General features: G+C 55.7%; 21 protein-coding genes. 5 read left to right on the forward strand and 16 right to left on the reverse strand.

Translation table 11 applies throughout. The features are described 5' to 3' along the window. Positions 1–18 precede the first annotated feature (18 nt). Complete coding sequence (locus CE153_RS07790; RefSeq protein ID WP_180753453.1) at positions 19–489, forward strand: prepilin peptidase; 471 nt, start codon at positions 19–21, stop codon at positions 487–489. Here the strand turns inward: CE153_RS07790 and mltG are convergent, their stop codons facing one another. The 6 genes from mltG to CE153_RS07820 form a co-directional block, all read right to left on the reverse strand. After that, complete coding sequence (gene mltG, locus CE153_RS07795) at positions 490–1,674, reverse strand: endolytic transglycosylase MltG (protein WP_099570653.1); 1,185 nt, start codon at positions 1,672–1,674, stop codon at positions 490–492. It lies immediately after the preceding gene. Continuing rightward, positions 1,671–2,144, reverse strand: a complete 474-nt coding sequence (gene ruvX, locus CE153_RS07800) for a Holliday junction resolvase RuvX (protein ID WP_099595784.1) — start codon at positions 2,142–2,144, stop codon at positions 1,671–1,673. The genes mltG and ruvX overlap by 4 nt, the downstream gene beginning before the upstream one ends. Positions 2,145–2,154: 10 nt before the next feature. Next, complete coding sequence (alaS, locus tag CE153_RS07805) at positions 2,155–4,833, reverse strand: alanine--tRNA ligase (RefSeq protein ID WP_099595785.1); 2,679 nt, start codon at positions 4,831–4,833, stop codon at positions 2,155–2,157. An 87-nt stretch (positions 4,834–4,920) separates the two neighbouring features. Further along, positions 4,921–5,157 carry a hypothetical protein gene (locus CE153_RS07810; RefSeq protein ID WP_099595786.1) on the reverse strand — a complete coding sequence of 79 codons (237 nt, stop codon included), beginning with the start codon at positions 5,155–5,157 and terminating at the stop codon, positions 4,921–4,923. Then, the gene (locus CE153_RS07815) at positions 5,157–5,546 is read right to left on the reverse strand and encodes a DUF948 domain-containing protein (protein ID WP_099595787.1); all 390 of its coding nucleotides are present in this window, start codon (positions 5,544–5,546) and stop codon (positions 5,157–5,159) included. The genes CE153_RS07810 and CE153_RS07815 overlap by 1 nt, the downstream gene beginning before the upstream one ends. 88 nt (positions 5,547–5,634) lie before the next feature. Continuing rightward, complete coding sequence (locus tag CE153_RS07820; RefSeq protein WP_099595788.1) at positions 5,635–6,309, reverse strand: histidine phosphatase family protein; 675 nt, start codon at positions 6,307–6,309, stop codon at positions 5,635–5,637. Between the two features lie 53 nt (positions 6,310–6,362). On the opposite strand from CE153_RS07820, the gene CE153_RS07825 reads away from it, so the two are divergent. Beyond that, on the forward strand, positions 6,363–6,725 hold the full coding sequence (locus CE153_RS07825) for a phage holin family protein (protein ID WP_099595789.1): 363 nt from the start codon (positions 6,363–6,365) through the stop codon (positions 6,723–6,725). A gap of 110 nt (positions 6,726–6,835) precedes the next feature. Here the strand turns inward: CE153_RS07825 and rpsD are convergent, their stop codons facing one another. The 5 genes from rpsD to CE153_RS07850 form a co-directional block, all read right to left on the reverse strand. Next, a complete protein-coding gene (rpsD, locus tag CE153_RS07830; protein WP_099570659.1) occupies positions 6,836–7,462 on the reverse strand; it encodes a 30S ribosomal protein S4 in 627 nt (208 codons plus the stop codon). A 279-nt stretch (positions 7,463–7,741) separates the two neighbouring features. Beyond that, on the reverse strand, positions 7,742–8,581 hold the full coding sequence (locus CE153_RS07835) for an ABC transporter ATP-binding protein (protein ID WP_099595790.1): 840 nt from the start codon (positions 8,579–8,581) through the stop codon (positions 7,742–7,744). Then, positions 8,578–9,792, reverse strand: a complete 1,215-nt coding sequence (locus tag CE153_RS07840) for an ABC transporter permease (protein WP_099595791.1) — start codon at positions 9,790–9,792, stop codon at positions 8,578–8,580. The genes CE153_RS07835 and CE153_RS07840 overlap by 4 nt, the downstream gene beginning before the upstream one ends. A gap of 7 nt (positions 9,793–9,799) precedes the next feature. After that, positions 9,800–10,198, reverse strand: a complete 399-nt coding sequence (locus tag CE153_RS07845; protein ID WP_099595792.1) for a DUF4418 family protein — start codon at positions 10,196–10,198, stop codon at positions 9,800–9,802. 120 nt (positions 10,199–10,318) lie between these two features. Then, positions 10,319–12,997 (reverse strand): ATP-dependent helicase, encoded by a 2,679-nt coding sequence (locus CE153_RS07850; RefSeq protein ID WP_180753457.1) that lies wholly within the window; start codon positions 12,995–12,997, stop codon positions 10,319–10,321. 190 nt (positions 12,998–13,187) lie between these two features. Between CE153_RS07850 and CE153_RS07855 the strand changes: the two genes are divergently transcribed. Beyond that, positions 13,188–13,769 (forward strand): xanthine phosphoribosyltransferase, encoded by a 582-nt coding sequence (locus tag CE153_RS07855; RefSeq protein ID WP_099570664.1) that lies wholly within the window; start codon positions 13,188–13,190, stop codon positions 13,767–13,769. A 57-nt stretch (positions 13,770–13,826) separates the two neighbouring features. Further along, positions 13,827–15,215, forward strand: coding sequence for a nucleobase:cation symporter-2 family protein (locus CE153_RS07860; protein ID WP_236824509.1), 1,389 nt, complete (start codon positions 13,827–13,829; stop codon positions 15,213–15,215). A 95-nt stretch (positions 15,216–15,310) separates the two neighbouring features. Here the strand turns inward: CE153_RS07860 and CE153_RS07865 are convergent, their stop codons facing one another. The 4 genes from CE153_RS07865 to CE153_RS07880 all read right to left on the reverse strand — a co-directional run bounded on the left by CE153_RS07865 (position 15,311) and on the right by CE153_RS07880 (position 23,111). After that, complete coding sequence (locus CE153_RS07865) at positions 15,311–17,173, reverse strand: acyltransferase family protein (protein ID WP_099595794.1); 1,863 nt, start codon at positions 17,171–17,173, stop codon at positions 15,311–15,313. Positions 17,174–17,450: 277 nt separating this feature from the next. Continuing rightward, a complete protein-coding gene (locus tag CE153_RS07870) occupies positions 17,451–18,680 on the reverse strand; it encodes an acetate/propionate family kinase (protein ID WP_099570666.1) in 1,230 nt (409 codons plus the stop codon). Between the two features lie 88 nt (positions 18,681–18,768). Further along, complete coding sequence (pta, locus tag CE153_RS07875; RefSeq protein ID WP_099595795.1) at positions 18,769–20,439, reverse strand: phosphate acetyltransferase; 1,671 nt, start codon at positions 20,437–20,439, stop codon at positions 18,769–18,771. Positions 20,440–20,633: 194 nt separating this feature from the next. Next, on the reverse strand, positions 20,634–23,111 hold the full coding sequence (locus CE153_RS07880; protein ID WP_099570668.1) for a phosphoketolase: 2,478 nt from the start codon (positions 23,109–23,111) through the stop codon (positions 20,634–20,636). Between the two features lie 456 nt (positions 23,112–23,567). Between CE153_RS07880 and guaA the strand changes: the two genes are divergently transcribed. Beyond that, entirely contained in the window at positions 23,568–25,130 is a 1,563-nt protein-coding gene (guaA, locus tag CE153_RS07890) for a glutamine-hydrolyzing GMP synthase (RefSeq protein ID WP_033501228.1), read from the forward strand. A gap of 486 nt (positions 25,131–25,616) precedes the next feature. On the opposite strand, the gene CE153_RS07900 is transcribed toward guaA, so the two are convergent. Then, positions 25,617–26,070: N-acetyltransferase (locus CE153_RS07900; protein WP_236824511.1), on the reverse strand; the 454-nt coding region annotated here is incomplete at its 5' end.

Consider the following 26,070-nt stretch of genomic DNA (forward strand, 5'->3'; position numbering starts at 1 on the left):
GTGGACTATCTTAACGGTATGTGGTACATGATTTGCCTGCCGAGTCTGCTCTGTGGACTAGCCGTCAGCGTTGAAGACATCCGTTCACGTCGCATCCCGCGCACATGGGTCGCCGCAGGATGCGTAGTGCAGATTATCGTAAACCTCATATACGCGCTCTATGCCAACGCACTATTCTTGGCGCTGCAGGCACTGCTCTTCGCCGCGCTGTCGGCGGCGCTGCAATGCGCTCTTGCTTTAGTGAAACCCGGATCGTTGGGATTTGGCGACGTCACGACCACGTTGCTTATGGGTTTGGCCGTCGGCATGTTCGGTCTGTTCGCCGTAGTGTCTTGGTGGCTTGCCGTCGGCGTGGTCGGCTTGTGCTGGATTGCCCTATGGACACGTTTTGATCCGCAAAAGCATACTTCTTACGCCGGTAGAACGCCATTCGCCCCGGCGATTGTGGCGACCGGGGCGATAGGCATTGCAGTTGGCGTTATGTTCTGATCAGTTCGCGTTTTCGTTGTTGTTCTTATACTCGTCGCGAATCTTCCAGAACTCGTCTTCCGTTTCAACGAATTTTGTTTCGCCGGTTTGCAGATTGGTGGTGACGAAATACATCCACTTGCCTTCCGGAGGATTGATGGATGCCTTGATGGCGTCGTCTCCCGGATTGCTGATTGGCGTAGGCGTCAGCCCCTTGTGAATGCGGGTATTGTACGGATTGCTGTCATCGTTCAGCTGGTCATCGGTAAGACGGCTCGCGGAAATGCCTAGACCATAGGCGACAGTCGTGTCCATACCGAGTGCCATGTCACTGTCGATACGGTTGAGAATAACCCTTGCGACCTGCCCGTAGTATCTGTCACTGCCCACTTCAGATTCAGCAATGGACGCGATGATCAAAATGCTTTCACGTTCGCTGCCGGTTGGCACACCCAAATCATCCAACTTGGCGATGCGCGCATCGACCATGCTCTTGATAATATCCTTAGCGGACTTGTTCTGCGCATTGTAGGCGCCAGGCTCAAGCCAGCCTTCGAATTTGCCACCGGCTTCTTCAGGAAGGATTCCCGATCCCCCACCATCTATGATGGCTTGGAATTCCGAAACATCTATGCCCGATGCCTGTGCCGCATTCGCGATGACATCAGACACGCGCTCACCGGCCTTGACTTCGGCGAAGCCTCCGGCCTTGCTTTGGTCAGACAAAATCTTGACCACGTCGGATGCCTTCATATGCGTCTTCAAAGCGTACGATCCCGGATACAACGTGGCCGAGGCCCCGCTTACCGCAGAAGTAAACGCGGCAGCGGACTTGACGATCTTCGCTTTGACAAGGTTCTCAGCGATTTCGGCGGGGCCTTGGCCGGATTCTACGGTAAAGGTCACTTCCTTATCGCCTGATCCCGTGTAATCCTCGATTTGGCTCTGCGAATTCGCTTCGTTCGCGGCCTTCCAATGTTTCAATGCACGTACTCCGAAGAATACGCCGACACCGATCAGAACAACTACCACAAGTGAGGCAATAATCGTGAGGTACAGACGACGACGCTTTTGTTTTCTGCGACGACGCATGTCTCTACGCGATTTCGGCGGCTGCGGAGGCATTGCCGAGTTGAAGGATGTGCTATCCGACGAATCCACCCATTGCGCGTTATCGGAGAAAAAATCATCGAGATTATCGGTCACAGGTCTCTCTCCTCTTGCCTCTCTCTTCTGTCGATTGCTGTCTGCAGTATCACCACCGCTGACTGTTGATCGACCATCGGACGATGCTCACGTCCACCGATTTGCGCATCGAACAGCTGATGATGCGCAGTCACCGTGGTCAGTCGCTCGTCAACCAATTCGATGGTTGGAACTTGCGTCAACGAGTATTCATCATCCTCCACCGCGGCGCGCAGTCTTCTCTCAAGGTTAACAGTCCACCGACGTGCCTTCTTCGCGCTTCTGCCTTCTTCTCCGCTTAGCAGCAACGGCAACCCGACTACCACATGGTCGACTGATTCGTCTTCGATGACGTCAACGACCTCATCCAATGCGCGAAATGAATCCCCGTAGACTTGAATGTTGCCTGCAGGGTGTGCGAGGGTGATGCCGGGGTCAGACAGTGCGAGTCCGACCCTAGCATCACCCAAATCAATGCCAAGCCAAACCATGCTTGGTGGCTCAGCCCTTCATGGCCTGGTGGGCCAAAGCTTCGAGAGCCTCGTCAATCTTGGTGGCGTCCGCGCCGCCACCCTGAGCGAAGTCCGGCTTGCCGCCGCCACCGCCGCCGAGAATCTTGGATGCGCCTCGAACGAGATCTCCCGCCTTGATACCCTGCTTGCGTGCGGCCTCATTGGTGGCCACGGCAACCATAGGCTTGCCTTCCTCATTCACGCCGGCGAGGGCCACCACGACCGGGGTTTCCTCACCGAGCTGGCCACGGACGTCAAGCACGGTCTTGCGTAGCGCGTCGAAGGAACCGAAATGCTCGACGTTCTTCGCGGCCACCTTGACCGGAGCCTGAGAAGTCTTGGCCTCAGCAACCAGAGCCGGAACGGAAGCCGAAAGCTGGGATTCATACATAGCTGCAAGACGACGATCGGATTCCTTGAGCTTGGCGAGCAACGCGTTCACGCGGTCTGCCAGCTCATCCGGACGGGCGTTAACCATGTCGGAAAGCTGTGATACCAACGCATGCTCGCGAGCGTTGAACTCGTAAGCGCTTTCGCCCACGACCGCATCGACACGGCGCACTCCGGAACCGATGGAAGCTTCGGACATGATGTTGACCGCGCCGATCTTACCTACATGATCAACGTGGGTACCGCCGCAGAGCTCACGGCTCCAGCCGTCTTCGCCAATGGAAACCACACGCACGACGTCGCCATACTTCTCTCCGAACAGATGCATGGCACCCAGGGCGATGGCATCATCGAACTTCATTTCCTGAGTGGTGACGGCGAGGTTTTCGCGCAGCTTCTCGTTGACACGAGCTTCCACGGAGTTCATCGCATCCTTGCTCGGAGCGCTGGACCACTGGAAGTCGAAGCGCAGACGGTTCGGCGCATCTTCGGAACCGCGCTGAGTGGCCTGAGGGCCAAGCTCTTCACGCAGCGCCTTGTGCACCATGTGGGTGGCGGTATGCGAGCGGGCGATGGCACCACGGCGATCAAGATCGATGTTGGCGTTGACCTCGGCACCGACAACCAGCGTGCCTTCGGTCAGACGGCACTGGTGCACGATGAGATCCTTGATCGGCTTCTGCACGTCGTCGACCTCGAGCACAGCACCATCATCGGAGAGAATCTCACCCTGATCGGCGAGCTGGCCACCGGCCTGCGCGTAGAACGGGGTACGGTCGAGAATGACTTCGACATTGGCCGGACCGGTGACTGCGGGAACGGAGCCCTTGCCTTCCTGCATGATGCCCAGCACCTTGGCGCGCGCGGACATGTCGGTGTAACCGAGGAAGTCGATGGGCTGAACCAGCGTCTTCTTGAAATCGTCGTAGACGGAAAGATCCACGTTGTGGCGCTTCTTAAGAGCATCGGCACGTGCGCGGCTCTTCTGCTCGGCCATAAGCTCGCGGAACTTGGCCTCATCGACCTTGACGCCCTGATCTGCGGCCATTTCGAGGGTGATCTCGATCGGGAAGCCATAGGTGTCGTGCAGCTTGAACGCATCTTCGCCGGAAACGGCGTCGGATCCGGATTCCTTGGCCTTTGCCACAGCGAGATCAAAGATTTCGGTACCGGATTCCAACGTGCGGCGGAAAGCATCTTCCTCACCGTAAGCCGCCTCGGACACATCGTGGAAAGTGTTATTGAGTTCCGGATAGCTCGGCTCCATAGCCGCCTTGGAAGTCGGCAGCAGGGTCGGCATGACCGGACCGGTCACACCGAGTTCGCGCATGGCCTTGACGGTACGGCGCAGCAGTCGGCGCAGCACATAGCCACGACCGTTGTTGGATGGGCGCACGCCGTCAGACATGATCATCAAGGCGGAGCGCACGTGGTCGGCCACGATGCGGAAACGCACGTCCATGGCTTCGTCATCGCCATACGTACGGCCAGACAGCTTCTGGGCTGCTTCGATGACCGGGAAGACCTCGTCGGTCTCATAAATGTTCTGCTTGCCCTGCATCAGATAGGCAAGACGTTCCAGACCAGCGCCGGTATCGATGTTCTTGTTCTCAAGTTCGCCCACGATATGCAGGTCAGTCTTGGACTTGACATTATCGACCTCGTAGTTTTCGAACACGAGATCCCAAATTTCAATGTAGCGGTTCTCGTCGGCGATCGGGCCGCCTTCCACACCGTATTCCGGTCCACGGTCCACGTAGATTTCGGAGCACGGGCCGCCGGGGCCAGGGCCACCGGTCGTCCAGAAGTTGTCTTCCATGCCCATGATCTGGATGTGTTCGGGGTCAACACCCTCGTTCTTCCACATCGAGCGGGCTTCCTCATCGTCGGTGAAGGTGGTCATCCACAGTTTCTCCGGATCGAAACCGTAACCGCCCTTGTCTTGCGGGGTGGTCAGCAGCTCATACGCATAGTGGATGGCTTCTTCCTTGAAATAATCGCCAAAGGAGAAATTGCCCAGCATCTGGAAGAAGGTACCGTGGCGGGTGGTTTTGCCGACCTCGTCGATATCCAAAGTACGCACGCACTTCTGATTGGAAGCCATGCGGCTCTTCGGCGGAGTCTGCTCGCCCATGAGGTAAGGAATGAACGGGACCATGCCTGCAATGGTGAACAGGGTGGTCGGGTTCGGAGAGATCAGCGACGCCGAAGGCACGATAAGATGACCGTGCTTTTCGAAATAATCAAGATAGCGCTTCGCGATTTCAGAAGTGCGCATTTGAGATTGAGCTCCTTTTTTGCTGGAAGGCCTAATGCCTTCCAAAGAATTCGTGATTGTTGTCTGAACTTGTATCACGCTGAAGAATCAGCTGATCTTGCTCGCATATTTGGTGTTAAGTTCAGTTTCGCGGGCTCGTCGTGCTTCGTCGAACTCATTGAACAAGGCTTCAAGGGTACGTACGGCCACATGATCTTGGTCTGGCCCAAAGAGGAACTGCCGGGCCGCGTCAGGAGTGTTGGCCTTGACGTATGCCTGTGCCTTGGTCACGGCCACAGCACCAATGCCCACACCGATGGAAATCCAGAAGAGACGCTTGAACATCACTCCCCCTTGTTGCTTGCTGCACTGTTGATGTTCTTCTTGTTCACGAAGGACTGCACAGTGGTTTTCAGGGCATATACCGCAGAAGCGACCTTGATGACCGGCTTGCCGAGGAACGATCCATACAGATCGGTCAGCGCACCGACATTATTGGCCGTCGTGGAAGCCGCGGCGGAGATTTTGTTGACGTCTTCCAACGATTTGTTGACTTGTTGGACGGTGGTCACACTTTCGTCAAGCGCAGGAATCGCATGATCCCCCGTATCTTTGACGGTCTCGGCGATCTGGTCGAACAGCTTACCGAGACGAATCAACGGGTAGATCATGAAACCGGCAAGAATCGCAAAAGCGATTGCCGCAATCAGACCGGCTATTTCTCCAACACCCATCTTGAACCTCTTTTCAGTCCCACGGTTGCCCGCGAACACAATACCCGCATAACAGTAGTAAAAAGCCCCGACCTAAGGCAAGTTATGTTCACTGGTTGTATGAAACGACGCTTACCGCTTCTTCGATGGGTTTCGTCGTGTCGAAGTCAAGAACGGTCACCGATCCATTGGCCGGACGTTCACTCAAATCGTATCCTTCCGGAGCAAAACGGTGCATAAGGCTCAGCAGCGTATTGCCGTGGGAAATCTGCAGCACATCATTGCCGTCCTTCAGCATGGGATTGGAGGCGATCAAAGCAAAACCATCTTCGACCCTCGCCCAATACTCGGCATCGGATTCGGCGTCGTGGAACGGATCAGCCTCTTTAAGGAAGTCACGCGTCGCACCAAGGCCGTACTTTTCAACGATGTCATTGTAGTTCTTCGCACCGTGAGGGCCTCCAGCGGCGGTCCACGCCACGCCCATATCCTGCCCTTCGAAATAGCCGTAGAACTGTTCACGGAAATGCATGTCGCTCATCAATTGAGGGCGAACGTGGCCAGATGCCTCGTTCACATCGAGAATACGCTGGGCAGTCATCTGCGCACGCGTGGTGTCGGAACAATATGCCGCGGCAAAATCGAAATCCTTCAATTTGTTTGCGGCTTTGTCTGCGTCGGCGATGCCGGATTTCGTCAATGGAGAATTCGACCAACCCTGCAGCCTGTTATATCGGTTGAAAAACGTCTGCCCATGTCGGACGAGATGAAGATGAAGCAACATAGGCTCCATGTTACCCTCACGGTTTGAGCAAATTCGTGCTATACGATGTTGTTATGGGTCGTTTTATTTCTCGTTGGCTAATTCTTACCGTCGCGGCAGGCGTTATGGTCGCGGTTCTCCCCGGCATGCATGCCATCGGAGAGCCTCCTGTGCTTGGCATTGCTGCGTTCGCTTTGTTCATGGCGCTGATCAACGCTTCCATCAAGCCGATCATCCATATCATCGCATTGCCGTTGTCGATCGTTTCGTTCGGATTGGTCGCATTGGTGATCAACTGGCTGTTCATGCAGCTCGCATCATGGTTGGCGCTGTCGTTCTTCTCTGTGGGCGTCACTATTGACGGATTCGTATGGTCTGTACTCGGCTCTCTTGTCATGACGATTGTCAGTGGCATTGTAGGCGGCATCATCGACTAGGTGTTGACAGTTACGTTCACTAGATAGCGAAGAGCCTCGCAATCGTCAGGATTGCGAGGCTCTTGCTGTATGTCCTTATACTGTATGTTCTTACAGTATGTAGATCCAGATCAGCGGGCGTAGAATTCGACCACGTACTGGATGTTGACCTGCACCGGGATCTCCTCGGCTTCAGGCTTGCGAGTCAGGGTGGCCTTCAGAGAAGGCAGGTTGACGTCCAGGTAGCCCGGAACCGCCGGCAGCACATCGCGGTGCACGCCTTCGGCAGCGGTCTGGAACGGAACCATGGTCTGGCTCTTGGCCTTGACCTGAATGGTCTGGCCAGGCTTGACGCGGTAGGACGGGCGGTCGACGATGTTGCCGTCAACGAGGATGTGGCGGTGGACCACGAACTGACGGGCCTGGGCGGTGGTGCGGGCGAAGCCTGCACGCAGAACCAGAGCGTCAAGACGGGTCTCGAGGTCGGTCAGCATGGCGTTACCGGTCTGGCCGGCGGTGTGGGTGCCCTTCTCGTAAGCGGCGCGAAGCTGCTTCTCGGAGATGCCATACTGAGCGCGAAGACGCTGCTTTTCGCGCAGACGCACTGCGTAATCGGACTCAGTGCGACGGCGGGTGCGACCGTGCTCACCCGGAGCATACGGACGCTTTTCGAAAATGCGCTGAGCCTTAGGGGTCAGTGCGATGCCGAGGGCGCGGGAAAGACGCACCTGGCGGCGAGAACGCTGAACGTTCGTCATTGGTTTAATCCTTTGTTTGTTCTGTCGTTGTCTGAACGGAACGCAAACCGGTTTCCCGATATGCGCTGAGCCAGCCTCTCCAGTGCTTCTTCGTGCAGAACACGAACGGCTTGAACACGTGCCGTAGTACAGCTCGTATCGGCCGCCGACCCACTGATGGGCTAAGACTCCAGACGGCATGTTCCCTTGCGGGCGCACACCAATCGTTAATAATACACATGAGGGCGGGACGAGATTGCCGTTCCACCCTCTTCGGCATGTCACACCGCCATTTCAACGCTATGCTTCAACCAGTACGCCCCTGTCCATGCGGTAAGTTCGATCCACATATGCGAGTGCGTCCGGATCATGGGTAACCATGAGTACGGCCGTACCGTCTTTGGCGACTTCCTGCAGTAGCCTCATAACGATAGCGGTGCTTTCGGCGTCCAAATCGCCGGTGGGCTCATCGGCAATCAGTAATTTCGGACCGTTCATCAAAGCTCGTGCTATGCTGACACGTCTCATTTCGCCACCGGAAAGTTCTTTCGGATAGCATTCCGCCAAGTCATCGACCTGTAGCCGGCGCAACAACGCGTGCGCACGTTCCACGGCATGATCCTGAACGAGATTGTTTTGCGCTTTTGCCGCCGGAACTGCCGCAATGACATCCGGGAGTCCGTCATCGACCGTCTGCTCGGAAGACGAATCAGAAGCGTTCTCTTCCGTCGCTCGTAAATAGTGAGGATCTGCAAGCATCTGGGTATCGCACTGCTCTGTTTTGCCGTTCTGCAGTACGGAAGGAAGAATCACATTGTCAAGTGCCGTAAGATTCTGCAGCAGCGTCTGGCTTTGCGTGACGAAACCGATGGTGCGATTGCGCACGATCGACATTTGCCTGTCATTCAGCCGCGTCACGTCGTTACCGTCCAAATCGATGGATCCGGACGTGGGTTTGAGCAGACCGGTTATAAGATTCAGCAACGTGCTTTTACCATTACCGGAACGTCCGACGATCGCTACAAATTCGCCTTGATTTAAGGTGAAATCGACATGATCCACAGCCGCGAACGGTTTGCCGCGACGTGTGAACTCGCGAGTGAGCTCTTTTACTTCGAGAACCGTGTTTTCCGTCATCATTCACCTTCTCTCAAAGTCAGATAGGTTTCGGGAGCGGAGAGTTTCACCGCCGTCGCCGCGGAGGCGAGTAGTCCGGTAAGCACTGCGAACACGAAACTCACTGCGATCAATGCCAACACATTCCATATGTTGGTTTGCAGATACGGCAACTGCAACTGCTGTCCGATAAGCGTGCTGAACGGGAAAATCGCAAGCGATGCGACCGCAATGCCAACGACTCCGCCCAAAGCTCCAATCATGGCCGATTCCTTCACAATGATGCCGACCAAAGTGGAACGATTAGCGCCAAGAATGCGATACGCGGCGAATTCACGCTTACGTTCGTTCATGGCGGACGAGAACACCGCAAGCAGCACAATCAGACCCATAATCCAGAACACCGCGACGAAAAGGGTCACGTAGCGAATAATCACGTTCAGATTGGATTTCGTGGTAGCCGTAATACCGCCCGGATACACGTATCCGAGGCTTTTGATTCCGGTCGTTTTGGTGATGTTCGAAGCGACCTGCTGAGCGGAATAACCGTCTTTGACCTTGATGAGCACCGCGGAAACGGCTTTGTCGGCGTATTCTTCCGGAATGACGGCATGACCCACCTTGGCGGAATAGCCGACCACGTCGGGAACGGTCTGCATGTTCACGAATACGGAATTGTCGAGTGACGTACCCGTGTTGGCAAGTTGCGCCGCCACTGGGAATTCGTGACCGTACAGTTTGACCGTGTTATCGCCCGACACGCTGATGCTGGCTCCGGCAACGATCTGACCGCGCTGGAGCGTGCCGTCGAACTGCGATGCGATCCAAGGGGTGATCACGAAGTCGGTATCGGGATTGAATCCGATGATCTGCACTTTTTCGTCGCAGCATGCGGCGGCCAGCGATGAGATATAGGTTTGTTCCGTGATTTCGTCGATGCCGTCGGCTTTCGCCACTGCATCGACGATGTCTTTGGTGAAGTAGAACGTGCTTGCTGATCCATTGGTCAGCAACGCCTCGGCCTCGTTTTTGGTGTTTTGCGGCGTGACCATAAGATCGGCGCCCATACGTTCCTGCATGCTGTTCAAACCAGCTTCGAGGTTCATGGACAGCAGCGAACCTCCATAAAAGGCCACGGTAAGCATGGTGACGACGATGGCAAGCGCTGCCGTGCGGAACGGTTTGCGCTTGAGGTTGACCAGCGGCAAACCGGCGAGGGTGATGTGATTCGCCATCGTAGGATCAGGCGCGCTTTGCCGGCTTGAGATCAAGATACGCAGCGATTACCGCGAGCACGGTCAACAGCACGCCAAGCACGATCAACGTCGGCAAGGTGACCATATGGCAGTGCATCATGGCGCCCTTGCACACGCCGATAAGCACGGTCGGCACAGTGATGGTCAGCACACCAAGCACGGCATTGGCAATGTCAAGACCAGCGCGGGTCTGATCGGAAACGAACAGCCCTACGATGCCAAGCACCGCAATCACAATGCCGATGCCGAGCGCAGCCTGAGCCGTGTAATGGCATGCCATCGGCATTTCTTTGACCGCGCACACGTGGGCGAAGGTCTGTGGCGCGACGGCCACCAAAGCACCAAGCAGAATCTGCGAAATACCGGCATACAGTTTCTTATTCATGATCTTCCTCTCAAAAAAGACAACATCGCCGATTATCGCAGGGTCCTTTTGAAAAAGAAAGCCTTGTTTTTTCTTCAACTTCGTGCTATGAGGAAAGGCTCCGTCCGCTTTCCGGCTTCATCACAGCATTTCAATGGGTGCAATACGCAGCAGCAGACGTTTGACCTCACCGTTGCCGAAATCAACGGTAATGACCGAATTCGCGCCTTTGTCCTGTGTTTCGATGACCGTGCCCATGCCGAAATGGTCATGCGTGATCCTGTCTCCGACATGCACGTCCGAGATGCTCAGGCCGCTCCGATTGTCGGTTTGGCTTGCCTGTGAGGATTTAGTCAGATCCACGGGTTTGGTTTTCGGCTTGACACGCCTAGTAGTGACCTTGCCGGATTTTCCGCTGGACTTGCCGGAGCCGTATGAGCCGTATGAAGAACCGTATGAGGAGCTCGATCCCGATCCTGCATACGAACGCCGCGAGCTGGAGCCGTGTGAGGATGATGCGCCGCGCGTGGACGAGCCACCGTATTGCGCACGCCCCGACCCATACGAAGACGACCCGTACGAAGACGACCCGTACGAGGACCGCGATCCATACGTGCTGGAACCATATGGGGAACCACCGTAACTCGTCTTTCCATATGAGGAACCACCGAACGTCACTGATCCGAAATCGTCGTCATCGTCCCAGCCGCCGAACTCGTCGTCATCATTCCGCCAGCTGGCACGCATGCGTTCGACTCCGGCCTCACGTCTTTTCCAATCAATCAGCTCGTCGGGAATCTCGTCAAGGAACTGGCTGGGCATCATATCGTTGGCTTGCCCCCATTGCGCGCGCACGGCCGCACGCGTCACATACAGGCGACGCTTCGCGCGGGTGATTCCCACATAGGCAAGGCGACGCTCCTCTGCAAGCTCGCTGGTATCCTCCATGGCCCGCTGGTGCGGGAATGTTCCCTGCTCCATGCCGGTCAGGAACACGTACGGATATTCCAGACCCTTAGCCGTGTGCAGGGTCATCATCGTCACTTTGCCGGAGTCCTCGTTCTCCCCCGGCAACTGGTCGGAATCGGCCACCAAAGCCGTGGTTTCCAAGAATCCCGCCAACGTGGCATCAGGCATGTTCTGCTCGAATTCCGCAGCCACCGACTGCAGCTGGGAAAGATTGTCGACGCGGGAAGCGTCCTGCGGGTCCTCGGAACGCTGCAACTCCTCCAAAATCCCACTCTTGGAAAGCACTTCGGCAACCACTTCGGATGGTTTCGTATCATGTTCCTTCGCGAAATCCGCAAGCCCATGCATCATGTCGCGGAACACACCCAACGGCTTCGACGTACGCGCGGACATGCCTTCAATCTGCTCCATATGCTCAATCGCACCAAAGAACGTAGTGTCGTGAGCATCCGCATACGAGGCAATGAGGCCTTCGGCACGAACGCCCAATCCACGCTTCGGCACGTTGAGAATACGGCGGACGTTCACATTGTCCGCGGGATTCACAATGGCCTGCAGATATGCGAGCGCATCCTTGATTTCCCTACGCTCGTAGAATTTGGTGCCACCGACCAGCTGATATGGAAGATTGGCGTTGATCATGGCCTCTTCAAGCGAACGTGATTGCGCGTTGGCACGGTACATGATGGCGATGTCGCGGTATGCAACGCCTTCCTCTTCGTGGATTTGCGCGATTTCGTTGGCGATCCATCCTGCTTCCTGTTGTGCGTTGTCGGCCGCGTATCCGACGATCTTGTCGCCTTCGCCAAGTGCCGTCCACAGTTTTTTCGGCTTGCGATTTTCATTTCTTGCAATCACCGCATTGGCGGCGTCGAGAATGGTCTGTGTCGAACGATAATTCTGTTCGAGCATGATGGTTTTCGCGTTAGGGAAATCTTGCTCGAAATCCTGAATATTGCGAATGTCCGCACCTCGGAACGCGTAAATCGACTGGTCGGAATCGCCTACCACCGTAATCCAAGATGGTCCGACACGGCCCGCGCCACGCATATGTTGATCGGGCTCTTCTCCCGAGTCAATGCCGGAAAGCTCGCGTACGAGCACATATTGCGCATGGTTGGTGTCCTGATACTCGTCCACGAAAATATAACGGAACTTATGCCGGTAGTATTCGCTTACTTGTGGGCAATGCTGGAACAATTCGACAGTGCGCATGATCAGATCGTCAAAATCCACGGCATTCGCCATGTCCAGACGATGCTGGTATTCCGCATACACCACGGCGACCAGCTCGTCGACGTCGCCGGCTGAGACCTGATATCCGCGCTGGCCTGGCTTGTAGTCGCAGTTCACGCTTTTCAACTGGTCTTGCCATGAAGTCAATGAGTTCTTGCAGTCGGAGATTTTGCCGAGCAGCATGCGCGGCGTATACCGCTTCGTATCGATGTTCAGATCGCCGCTGATGAGCTTAATCAAACGTTCGCAATCAGCCGTGTCGTAAATGGAGAATCCTGGGGTAAGACCGATTTCCTTGCCGTCGCGTCGGAGGATACGCACGCATGCGGAATGGAAGGTGGAGATCCACATATGTTCGGCTTCGGGCCCTACGAGGGCTGTAAGGCGTTCACGCATTTCCGCTGCGGCCTTGTTGGTGAAGGTGATGGCGAGAATGCTGCTCGCCCAAAAACCGTGTGCCAGCAGCCATGCGATGCGTCTGGTGAGTACGCGGGTCTTGCCGGACCCGGCGCCGGCGCCGATGAGCAGGGCCTGGCCGTAGTACTTCACCGCTTCCATCTGTTGCGGATTGAGGTCCTTGATCAGATTTTGCGGATCGCACAGGCCTGGCTCCATATTCTGCTCCAACGGTTCCTCTTTCCATGAAGATTCGAAGTCGATTATTGCGAAGTTCATGTCTATCACACATGCAGGTCAGCGCAACACTCGCATGGTCAATTGACGCGCGTATGCTAAACGTTTATATGCGGTTCGCCGTATGTCAACATCAACGCCGCCTTATGCGGCCAACAATCTAAGGGGATTCATGAAGGAGCTCGAAGAGCGCATTCGCCTGCAGGGTACCGTCAAGCCGGGTAATGTGCTGAAAGTGGACGCTTTCCTTAACCATCAGTGCGATGTCGAATTGTTCGACCACATGGGTGCCGCTTGGGCGGAGCATTTTGCCGGTAAGACCATCAATAAGATCCTGACCATTGAAGCTTCCGGCATTGGTATCGCCTGTGTTGCCGCGCGTCATTTCGGCAATGCACCTGTGGTGTTCGCCAAGAAGGCGCAGTCCATCAATCTCGATGGCGACCAGTACACCACCACCGTCTACTCCTTCACCAAGCAGAAAGAATTCCCCGTCATCGTGTCCAAGAGGTATCTCAACGAAGGCGACCATGTGCTGCTGCTTGATGACTTCCTGGCCAACGGCAAGGCTCTGAAGGGCCTGATTGATCTGTGCCATGATGCCGGAGCGACGGTCGAAGGCATCGGCATCGCGGTGGAAAAGGGTTTCCAGGGCGGCGGCGATGAGCTGCGTGCAGCGGGCTACGACGTTGATTCCTTGGCAATCGTGGAGTCGATGGATCCGGAAACCGGTACCATCGAGTTCCGCTCCTGATTGTTGCATCTCACGGACGCACATCAGAAACCATTACAACCTGTTGCTCATCACAGTATGAATAAGAGAGGATTCATTGTGAGCGAAGAGAAGAAAGACAACACAAACGAAAAGAAGGGCGTTTCCTTTGAAGCGCTAAGCAGCTTGGACGCACCTGTTTCGTTCTGGAAGGGCATCCCGTTCGGTCTGCAGCATGTCATGGCGATGTTCGTGGCCAATCTGGCTCCGATTTTCCTAGTGGCTTCCGCCGCCAACATGAGTGCCGAACAGTCTGCCACGATCATTCAGGCCGGTCTGCTGGTGGCAGGTCTGGGCACCTGCCTGCAGCTGTACGGCGTGTGGCTGATCGGCTCCCGACTGCCAATGGTCACGGGCATTTCCTTCACATATGTGGCCGCCGCCATGTCGATCTCCCAGAATCAAGGCTATGGCGCTGTTGCCGGCGCGGTCGTGCTTGGCGGTCTGTTGGAGGTAGTGCTTGGTTTGACCGCCAAGTATTGGCGTCGCTTCGTGCCGCCGATCGTATCCGCAATCGTGGTTACGTCGATTGGTTTTTCGCTGCTTTCCGTTGGTGCCACCAGTTTCGGCGGCGGTTCCGGCGCTAAGGATTTCGGCAGCTGGCAGAATCTCACGCTCGGTCTGATTTCGCTGGTCGCCTGCCTGGCTTTCCAGCTGCTGATGAAGGGTACCGCCAAGCAGCTTTCCGTGCTGTTCGGCTTGGTTGTCGGCTATATTGTCGCGATTTTCATGGGCAAGGTTGATTTCTCTGGATTCTCGAATCTGCAGGTCGTGTCCGTGCCGCATTTCATGCCTTTCCAGCTTGAATTCGATCCGGGTGCGATTATCTCCTTCGCCTTGCTGTACGTCGTGTCTTCCGTAGAGGTGCTCGGCGATACCGCAGCGCTCACCAAGGTTGGTCTCGACCGTCAGCCTACCGATAAGGAGACTGCGGGCGCCATTGCAGGCGACGGTCTCATCTCCTCCGTCTCTGGTCTGTTCGGCTGTCTTCCGTTGACGTCATTCGCACAGAATATCGGCTTGGTCGCCATGACCAAGGTCGTCAACCGTAAGGTGATTCTTTCCGGTGGTCTGATTCTGGTGATCGCAAGCTTCGTTCCTGCCGTGGCGGAAGTGTTCAATTCCCTGCCGCAGGCCGTGCTTGGCGGTTGCACCATCATGATGTTCGGTAACATCATCCTGTCTGGCTTCCAGATGATTTCCGAGGCCGGCTACACGCAGCGCAACATCACCATTGCAGCGTTGAGCCTCACCATCGGCATCGGTTTCACGCAGGTCGGTGACATTTTCGTCAACTTCCCGTCGCTGTTCCAGTCCATCTTCGCATCCAACTGCATCGCTGTGTCGTTCGTTGTGGCTGTGCTGTTGAATGCGTTGCTGCCGAGTGAAGAGCATTTCCTGTCGGCTCCGCAGCATCAGGAAAACTGAGACTATTCAGTCTTAAAGTGACATGAGAAATCCCCCTGCTCAAACGAGTCAGGGGGATTTTTCATAATCGATGTCTTGCGGGAAGGACTGTTTTTTCAGTGCCCCCGCTTGATCCAATTGGCGATAGCGTCTTTGACGGCCTGTGCATATAGGGTATTCGTCATTCCCGGATGAATACCGTCACCTGCAAGTTCGTCAGGATGTGCGGAAATCACCGTATCCCAATCTACCAGCACCACATTGTCGGCATGAGCGTCCGCAAACCTTTGCAACGCGTCGTTCGTTCCCGGAACCCACGATACCGGTGCATGCGCGTTAACCAGCACCAGCACATGATTCGGTCCCACACTGTTCAGCAAATCATTCAGCTGTTCATCGGTCACCGTGGAGTTTGTGGCAAGACCGACCAGCACCCACTGGCGCAATCCACCCCGCTGGGTTTTGGCCTGATTCACCAAGCCCAAAGCCTTGACCATCGAACGTGAGGTCTCCGCATCGACGGTGATTCCGGGAAACACCGACTGCAGACCTTGGCTGGAAGCCAACATCACCGAATCACCGAACGCGACCATCTGCCCGCCATCAGGCATGGTATGAATTGGCTTTCTGGGCTTGGGCGCCTCGTTTCTGCTGATATCGGCATGGCTCTCCTGCCGCACTTGCTGTTTCTGCTGTTTCTGCTGTTCTTTCAGTATTCGGGCGTTTTCAGACAATGCGCGTTCCACACTGGTCTGCTGCGGGGCATGAGCCACAGCGTACCCAGACATCGTGCATGTGCTCAGCACCACTATGATCGTTATCCAGCATCTGGCAGCATCCCACATGCCGTTTTCCGGAAGAGGACGAATCATGGCGATGAATCCGCCTCGCGCAACAGGCTGTTCCATCAACTTCCACGACATGGCGGTACAACATGCGGTAAGGGCGAATGTGATTAGCAGCATCCATCCCAAATGCCGCGCACCCCACTGTGGAAACATCGCCTTGGTGAACAACCACAAAGGCCAATGCCACAGATAAATGCCGTATGAATGCCGGCCGACCACATCAAATGGTTTGAACACCAGCAGATCCTGCATCCAAGATCCGAAAGGAATGGAACCGGCGACCAGAACCACTGAAAGCAGCGAAGCCGCGAAAATCCCTCCACGGAAGGCAACAGGCCCCTGCTCAACGTGCTGCATCATCCATAACAGAATCAGCAATGCCACAAAAGCCGCCGTAGGGCCAATCTTTCTCCAGACCAGACGAACGCATTCCATGATCGCAGTTTCTTCCGAACGACCGTTGCTACGCCGTATGATCATCAGCAGCCATGCCAGCATGGCACCTAGCCAAAGTCCCATGGCATGCGTATCCGAACCGAAATACACTCTGGTTGGATCTGTTCCCAGGTGATACTGCAATCCCATGGAAAGCGCACTGCACAAGGCAAGTCCAGCAAGTACCGCCACCGGCACCCAACGTACCAGAATTTTCCGAAGCAGGTAGATCAGCAGAGGAGCCAGCAGATAGAACTGCATCAGCACTGACATGAACCACAGATGACGGAACATGTCTGGATTCATCTGCGAGAAATAGCTGTCGCCGCTGCCGATGGCATACCAGTTGTAACAGCCCAACATGGCCGTCACTATCTGGTTTTTAATGCCCACCAACATGTCTTGGTTGATGAACCATGCCAACGATACGGTGACGGGAACCATCAGAATCAACGCCGGATATATTCTGCGCAGACGCTTGAGGCAGTATTCCTTGAAACCTATTCCCTTACCGGAATCAATATGGTTCAGCAACGACGAGAAAATCAGGAAACCGGAAATGGTGAAGAATATGTCAACACCTAGGAATCCGCCCCGCAATGCGCCCTGGTCGCAGTGATACAACACTATTGCGATCAAGGCAATGCCTTTGAGACCGTTCAGACCGACAAAACGACGTCTTACCACAACAACCAACCGCTTCTCTTAACATGCGACGTATGCGCGTAATAGTCACAACGTCTCGTATCGTACTACCAGCCCCTCCCCCATTATGCGGATTATGAACAGGCATGGAACGCTGTTGTCTGGAATGAGTGGAATCCGTTTGATGGACGACGAAACCTCGGAAAACGGCGAAAGAAATATTCAGACGAAAAAGACCGCATGTCCATCGGTATCAATGCCGATACCAATGGACATGCGGTCCCTTTTACGCTGTCCCGTCAGTCAGCATGACTGCGAGACCTCAGCATCACTTGGAGAAGACGTTGCCGTAGGTGTCTTCGCCTGCTTCTGCGATTGCCGCGGACTTGCGGGCGATTGCCAGCTCCTCGTTGGTCGGAATGACGCAGATGGTGATCTTCGAGTCCGGAGTGGAGATGATGCGCGGTTCCTTGGAACGGGTCGCGTTCTTCTCTTCATCCAGCTTGACGCCGAACGGTGCGAGCTTGTCGCAAACCATCTTGCGGACCACGTCATCGTTCTCGCCAACACCTGCGGTGAAGGTAATCACGTCTACGCCACCCATCTGAGCGGTGTAGTTGCCGATGTAGCCGACGATACGGTGCACGTAGACGTCGAGAGCCAGCTTGGCGTCCTCGTTGCCTTCGGCGACCAGACGGTGAACCTCACGGAGATCGCCGAAGCCGGTCATGCCCATCATGCCGGAACGCTTGTTGAACAGAGCGTCGAGCTCGTCCACGTTCATGTGGGCGTTGCGAATCAGGTGGAAGACGACTGCCGGATCGATATCGCCGGTACGACCACCCATCATGAGGCCTTCGAGCGGGGTCAGACCCATGGAGGTCTCGACCGGCTTGCCGGAAACCTCGGCGGAAGCGGAAGCGCCGTTACCGATGTGCAGCACGATCTGCTTGAGACCTTCGGCCGGCTTGCCGATGACGCTCGGCACCACGGAGGAGATGAACTCGTGGGAGGTGCCGTGGGCGCCGTAACGGCGGATGTGGTACTGGTCGGCGATTTCCTTGTTCAGCGCGTAGGTGCTGGCGGCCTTCGGCAGCTGGAAGAAGAAGGAGGAATCGAACACGAAGATCTGCGGAACATCCGACAGGAGCGCACGCATGACTTCGGCGCCCTTGGCTTCCGGACCGTTGTGCAGCGGGGCGAGCACGGCGAGATCCTTGACCTGGTTGATGGTCTTGTCGGTGACCAGAGCCGGGTTCGGGAAGATGGAACCGCCCTGCACCACGCGGTGGCCGACTGCCACGATGCCGGCTTCGTCCAGCTTCGGGCCGAACTCGTTGAAGAAGCCGAGCACGCGCTTCAGACCCTGCTCGTGGTCGTGAATCGGCTCTTCAAGCTCATGCTTTTCGCCGTTGAACTCATGCTTGTAGTGGCCGTCAACCGGCTCGCCGATCTTCTCGACCAGACCGGAAGCAATACCTTCACCGGTTTCAAGATCAACCAGCTGATACTTGATAGAGCTGGAACCGGAATTGATGACAAGGACGGTTTTCGCCATTGTGTGCATCCTCCATGTGTTAATCGATGTGCCGCTTGCGCGACTTTCCAAACTTTAGATTACTCTTTGCTTGCTACAAAATAGCGTTTTACTGGGCTTCGATGGCGGTCAGGGCAACAGTGTTGATGATGTCTTGCACGGTCGCGCCACGGCTCAGGTCGTTGACCGGTCGGTTCAAGCCCTGCAGCACCGGTCCGACGGCCACTGCGCCGGAGGAACGCTGGACGGCCTTGTACCCGATGTTGCCCGCGCACAGATCCGGGAACACGAACACGTTGACGTGGCCCGCCACATCGTTGCCCTTGGCCTTGGTGGCTGCGACGGTCGGCGACCAAGCCGCGTCGAACTGGATGGAGCCGACAACCGCGAGATCCGGAGCCTTCTCCTTCACGAGTGCGGTTGCTGCTTCCACGAGGTCGACATCCGGTCCCTTGCCGGATCCCAGCGTGGAATACGACAACATGCCGACCTTCGGATCGAGGCCGAACGCCTTCGCCGTTTCGGCGGACTGGATGGCGATTTCCGCCAGCTGTTCCGCGGACGGGTTCAGATTGATGGCGCAATCCGAGAACACGGCGACATGATCCTTGAAGCACATGAGGAACGCGCCGGACACGAGGGAAGATCCCGGCTTGGTCTTGATGACCTGCAATGCCGGACGTACGGTGTTGGCCGTGGAGTTGATGGATCCGGAAACGAGACCGTCTGCTTTACCGAGCACCACGAGCATGGTGCCAAAGTAGCTGTCATCGGTGAGCTGCTTGCGCGCCTGTTCCTCGGTCATGCCCTTCTTGGCACGCAGCTCGCACAGTTTGGCGACCATCGGAGCGAGTACTTCCTCGTCGTCCTTGGCCTGGAACTGCGCCTTTTCAAGGGATTTGAGTCCAAGCTCCTCACCGCGGGCGAGAATGCTTTCCTTGTCTCCGACGATGATCAGATCGACGATATCACGCTCGAGCAGATAGTCGGCTGCCTTGATGATGCGGTCTTCGGTTCCTTCCGGAAGCACGATGGTTCTCTTGTCTGCCTTGGCCTTGCCCAGCAGGCTGTACTGGAATGCGTATGGCGTGGTCGGAGCCTCGAACGGAGCCTCGACAGCGGAAGTAAGCTCTTCTGCGTTGACATTCGCCTCGAATGCTTTCGTGGCCTTGGCCACGGCGTCTTCCTCGTCGAAATCAACGGCGGGTAGTGTCCACACCGGCACCTCGTAACTTGCGAACTCCTCCTTGAGGGGTTCCACCTGCTCATCTTTGCATCCGGTGACGAACACGCCGGCGACCGTGCTTCCTGCATTCTCAATGATGGCCTTCGACGCCTCGACGGTGCCCAGGACCTGTTCCGGAGTGCGGTTGATGGTGCATACGGCAAGAAGCACGACGGACTTAAGATCTGCAGCTACGTCAGCGTTGAACGCAAAGATGGACGGGTCGTTGATGGCGGATTTGTCCGTTCCGACAATAACCACGGCTTCGGGCTGGGCGGTTTCGATGGCTTCTGTGTAGGCGGCCACGATATCGGCCCGGGCACCTTCCTTGTCGGTGCGTGCGCGCTTCGGGCAAACACCTACGGATTGTTCACGCCCCAGCCCCGCGTTGCTTGCTTCAAGAAGAACGTCGGTGAAGGTTTCCTTTCGGCAAACCGCCGGGCGGAACACGGCCGTTTTCTTGACAGCCGAGAATGCCTTGGTGACGCCAAGGGCCACGACGTTGCGGCCGTTTGCGGCTTCAGGGCTGATGATGGTGACGCTGGTTAGACTCACGATGTCTGCTCCTATTCGTTGTTCAGGTGTGTGACTGCGTTGTTTCGCACCACGTGCAATTCTAATGCGTAAGCAGTAACAGACACGCATTTCAGAAACGGTGTTGCGGACAGACGGTGAAGAGAAGACAGAAAAACCCCAGAGGACGAATCCTCTGGGGTTTTCTTCAAGCAATCAGCCTATAAAGGCTAGACTCACTCGTTATCGCCAGCGGTTGCGGCGGTAGCGGAGACAGCACCCTGCTTGGTGGTGTTGACGCCGGAGTAGACCCAGTCGGTGTAATCCGGGTGATCGTAGCCGTTGTCGACTGCGAACTGGAAGGCTTCCTGACGGAAGGCTTCCAGCTCGTTGATCTTGTCGGCGTACTTGTCAGCATCGATCATGCGCAGAGCTTCGGCAACGAGCTCGTAGCGGTCGATGTTGTTCACGCGAACCATGTCGTACGGGGTGGTGGTGGAGCCCTGCTCCTCGTAGCCGTGGACGTTGAAGTTGTCGTGGTTCGGGCGATCGTAGATCAGACCACGCACGTCGCGGGCGTAGGAGTGGTAAGCGAACAGGACCGGCTTGTCTTCGGTGAACAGGTCAGCGAAGTCAGCGTCGGAGATAGCCTGATCGTTCTCCTTGGTGGACTGCAGCTTGACCAGATCCACAACGTTGACGACCTTGAACTTGATGCCGAGCTCGTTGAGCTTGTCGGCAGCAGCCATGATCTCCTGAGCCGGAACGTCGCCAGCGGAGGCGAGAACGATCTGGGCTTCGTCGTTGGACTTGGCGGTGGAAGCCCACTCCCACTCAGCAGCACCCTTTTCGAGCTCAGCGCGAGCTTCGTCCAGAGTCAGCCAGGTAGCGGCCGGCTGCTTACCAGCGATGATCGCGTTGATCATGTTGGTGGACTTGTAGCACTTCTCAGCCACAGCGAGCAGCATGTTGGAATCCACCGGGAAGTAGATGCCGATCACGTGATCGTTGTTGAAGCACTTGTTCAGCAGGACGGAGGTGACACCCGGATCCTGGTGGGAGAAGCCGTTGTGATCCTGACGCCACACGTGGGAGGAGACGAGCAGGTTCATGGAGGAGATCGGCTTGCGCCACGGGATCTCGCGGACGGTAGCCTCGAGCCACTTGGCGTGCTGGTTCAGCATGGAGTCGATCACGTGCACGAAGGACTCGTAGGAGCTCCAGATGCCGTGACGGCCGGTGAGCAGGTAGGCCTCGAGGAAGCCTTCCATCTGGTGCTCGGAGAGCTGCTCGGTGACCTGGCCGGTGACAGCCATGTGCTCGTCAACCTGGGAGGACAGGTAGCCGGCATCCCACTGCTTGTTGGTGACGTCGTAAGCGGCCTGCAGACGGTTGGAAGCGGTCTCGTCCGGTCCGAAGATGCGGAAGGAGTCCGGGTTGTTCTTGATGATGTCGCGGGTGTAGACGCCCAGACGACGGGTTGCCTCGAGCTGGCCCCAGCCGTGGCCGTACTCGGCGACTTCCTTGACCTCGTAGTCTTCGAGGGCCGGCAGGTTCAGCTCTTCGCGGATCACACCACCGTTAGCGTTCGGGTTAGCACCGATGCGCAGTTCGCCAGTCGGCATGAAGGCGGTGACTTCCGGCTTCACAGCACCGTTCTCGTCGAACAGCTCTTCCGGGTTGTAGGACTCGAGCCAGTTCTTGAGGACTTCGAAGTGAGCCTCGGTATCGCGGGCGGAAGCCAGCGGGACCTGGTGAGAACGCCAGGAGCCTTCGGTCTTCTTGCCGTCGATGAACTTCGGGCAGGTCCAGCCCTTCGGGGTGCGGAAGATGATCATCGGGTAGAACGGACGAGTCATGTCGTCGGTCTGAGCTGCGGCCTTGATGTCGCAGATCTCGTCGAAGACGGTCTCGAACAGCTCGGCGAAACGACGATGGATCGACAGGTGATCCTCGTTGTCGAAGCCAGCGACGAACTCGTACGGCTCATAGCCCATGCCGTGGAAGAACTCGTGGAGCTCTTCGTCGGAGATGCGGGACAGGATGGTCGGGTTGGCGATCTTGTAGCCGTTGAGGTGCAGGATCGGCAGCACGATACCGTCGGTGCGCGGGTTGATGAGCTTGTTGGACTGCCAGCCGGTAGCCAGCGGGCCGGTCTCAGCTTCGCCGTCGCCGACGATGGCCGGAACGAACAGGCTCGGGTTGTTCATCACAGCGCCGTAGGCGTGGGACAGGGCGTAACCCAGCTCACCACCTTCGTGGATGGAGCCCGGAGTCTCCGGAGCGTAGTGAGACGGGATGCCGCCCGGGTAGGAGAACTGGCGGAAGAACTTCTGCAGACCAGCTTCGTCCTTGGTGATCTTCGGGAAGGTCTCAGTGTAGGTGCCGTCCAAGTAGGACTGAGCGGTACCAGCCGGGCCGCCGTGGCCCGGGCCCATGATGATCACAGTGTTCTGCTTGTGATCAGCGATGAGACGGTTGATGTGGCCGATGAGGAAGTTCAGGCCCGGGGTGGTGCCCCAGTGACCGACCAGACGGTGCTTGACGTCTTCGCGGGTGAAAGGCTCCTTCATCAGCGGGTTGCTACGCAGATAGATCTGGCCGATGGAGAGGTAGTTGGCTGCACGCCAGTACTTATCCACGCCTTCGATAGCTTCCTCGGAAACCGGAGCGTTCAGCTTCTTCCAAGGGGTGCCAATAACAGGACTCGTCATGTGTACTCCTGTACTCCTGCACTGTGTTGTGCGATTGTTTATTTTCATTCGGTCCTGAATCTTGCAAAACCTTGCGGTTCCGCGGAACGATTCATTCCCAATCACTTGAGCATATTACGAGCGAGGTGCGACTTTTTGCTGTTTTTTTGCGACTGTGTGCGTAAGTGTGTCGTTTCTGTTAGAAAATGAGAGCTTTTATCGGGAGATTTGTGAATACTTCACATGCTATCAAAAAGATTGATAAACGGCTCAATATCAACGATTTCAAGCCATCCTCGCACCTTTTTCACGTTCGTTTTGCAATACTTGCATGCGGCGTGTTGAACCATGCGTAGTAAGCAATTGTGAGGTTTGTTCACTTCCTGTTCACAGCGTTTCCAATGTCTGCTAGCGTCGCCACAATAGAACAGTTAATATTGTTGCTTCTTCATACCTCATATCAAAAGGGAGAGTGTTATGGCCGCAGGTCCTGTGCTCGTTGTTGATTTCGGAGCCCAGTACGCCCAGCTGATCGCACGTCGCGTGCGTGAAGCCAATGTTTATTCGGAGCTTGTGCCGCATTCCATGCCGGTCGACGAGATGCTGGCCAAGGATCCGCAGGCCATCATCCTTTCCGGTGGTCCGGCTTCGGTGTTTGAACCGGGCGCGCCGCGCGTGGATAAGAAACTGTTCGAGGCCGGAGTTCCCGTGTTGGGCATCTGCTACGGCTTCCAGGCCATGGCCTATGCCTTGGGTGCGGATGTCGACAAGGCCGCTCTTGGCGAGTACGGCAAGACCGAGACCTTCATCGACGAGTCGAAGGGTCTGCTCGAAGGCTCCCCCGCCGATCAGAACACGTGGATGAGCCATGGCGTGGCCGTTAAGACCGCGCCGGAAGGCTTCGAAGTGCTGGCACACACCGAGGGCGCCCCCGTTGCCGCCATGCAGGATGAATCCCGCAAGCTGTATGGCGTGCAGTGGCATCCTGAAGTCAAGCACACCCCGATGGGCCAGCAGCTTATCGAGACGTTCCTGCACAAGTGTGCAGGTCTTGGCAACAACTGGGATGCCTCCAGCATCATCGAGGATCAGGTTGCGAAGATCCGCGAGAAGGTCGGTGACGCACAGGTGATCTGCGGCCTGTCCGGCGGCGTTGATTCCGCAGTAGCGGCAGCTCTCGTGCACAAGGCCATCGGCGACCAGCTCACCTGCGTGTTCGTGGACCACGGTCTGCTGCGCAAGGGCGAGGCCGAGCAGGTCAAGCATGATTTCGTTGAGGCGACCGGCATCAAGCTCATCGCCGTGGACGCCTCCGAAGACTTCCTCACCGCTCTGAAGGGTGTGAGCGAACCGGAGAAGAAGCGCAAGATCATCGGCGAAAAGTTCATTCGCACGTTCGAGAAGGCCCAGCGTCAGGTCATCGAAGAGGCGGGCGCTTCCGGCAAGGAAGTCAAGTTCCTCGTTCAGGGCACCCTCTACCCGGATGTCGTGGAATCCGGCGGCGGCGACGGCGCGGCCAACATCAAGTCGCACCACAATGTGGGCGGTCTGCCTGACGACATCAAGTTCCAGCTCGTCGAGCCACTGCGCACCCTGTTCAAGGATGAGGTTCGTGCCATCGGTACCGAGCTTGGATTGCCGGACGAAATCGTATGGCGTCAGCCGTTCCCTGGCCCGGGCCTCGGCATTCGCATCATCGGCGAGATCACCAAGGAACGTCTGGATCTGCTTCGTGAGGCCGATGCCATCGCTCGCGAGGAGCTTTCCAAGGCTGGTCTTGACCGCGATATCTGGCAGTGCCCGGTGGTGCTGCTGGCCGACGTGCATTCCGTGGGCGTACAGGGCGATGAGCGCACGTATGGTTCGCCGATCGTGTTGCGTCCGGTTTCCTCCGAAGATGCCATGACCGCGGACTGGTCTCGCATTCCGTACGATGTGCTTGCCACGATTTCGACGCGTATCACCAACGAATGCCGTCAGATCAACCGTGTGGTGCTCGACTGCACTTCCAAGCCGCCGGCAACCATCGAGTGGGAGTAGTTCCCCTTGGTTTAGATGTGCCGAAAAACCCAGTATTTATGCGGGTTTCGGGACTTGGTACTTTTCGGGTAACCGTTTTTGCAACAGATAAAATAGTCCCCCCTTGGCTTGCAATTAAACCTAAAAATCGCATATTTTTTAAGGCTTTTGCCCTGTTTTGGGCAGAAGCCTTTTTTGCATATTTGATAAAATTTTCTCTTTAATATATCATCAAATCAGATAAAAACAGCGAGGTGGATAGTATAAAAACAGAAAAATACCATATATATTTAAGTACAAAAGAAAGAAACGAAATTGTTGCTTTCCTTATAAATCTAAAAAACAAATTGATTGAACAAGGCAGATACACCGACGCCGTCGATGATGTTCTCTGCAAAGTGCTTTCTGCCAAGAAAAGAAAGCTCAAAATCAAATAATCTTGCCACGACATAAGACCGCCTACACGATGTAAGCGGTCTTATGTTTTAGTTCGATAAACTGGAATTTCTATTTGTGTTGCCATGTCATTACATAATCTTTTTCTCCGGTAGCCTCATCTAAGCCACTATGCTGAATCTCAAATCCTTCTCTCTTATAAAAAGATATTGCCCGTGCGTTCTTTTGGTATACGTTCAAGTGCAACTTATTCCTTTTATCCTTTGCATAATTCAGCAGAATTTTACCTATACCCTGCGATTGCATTTCACCAGAAACAAAAATGCCCTCAACATATTCATCATTTAACCCTATAAAACCCTGTATTTCTGTATCACACTCATACACATAAACCTCTGCTAGTAACAGCGCTTCTTTTACTGATTTGAAATTGCTTTTCCAGTATTCGGCGGGGATAAAATTATGTGCCTTTATATTTGTATCCAACCATATATCTACAACTTTATTTATATCATCCCTTTTAAATTCTCTAATCATAGCGGTGACTCTCCATAAACTTGAATTT

Source organism: Bifidobacterium sp. N4G05, assembly GCF_002742445.1.
In the GTDB taxonomy this organism is placed as follows: Bacteria; Actinomycetota; Actinomycetes; order Actinomycetales; family Bifidobacteriaceae; genus Bifidobacterium; species Bifidobacterium hominis.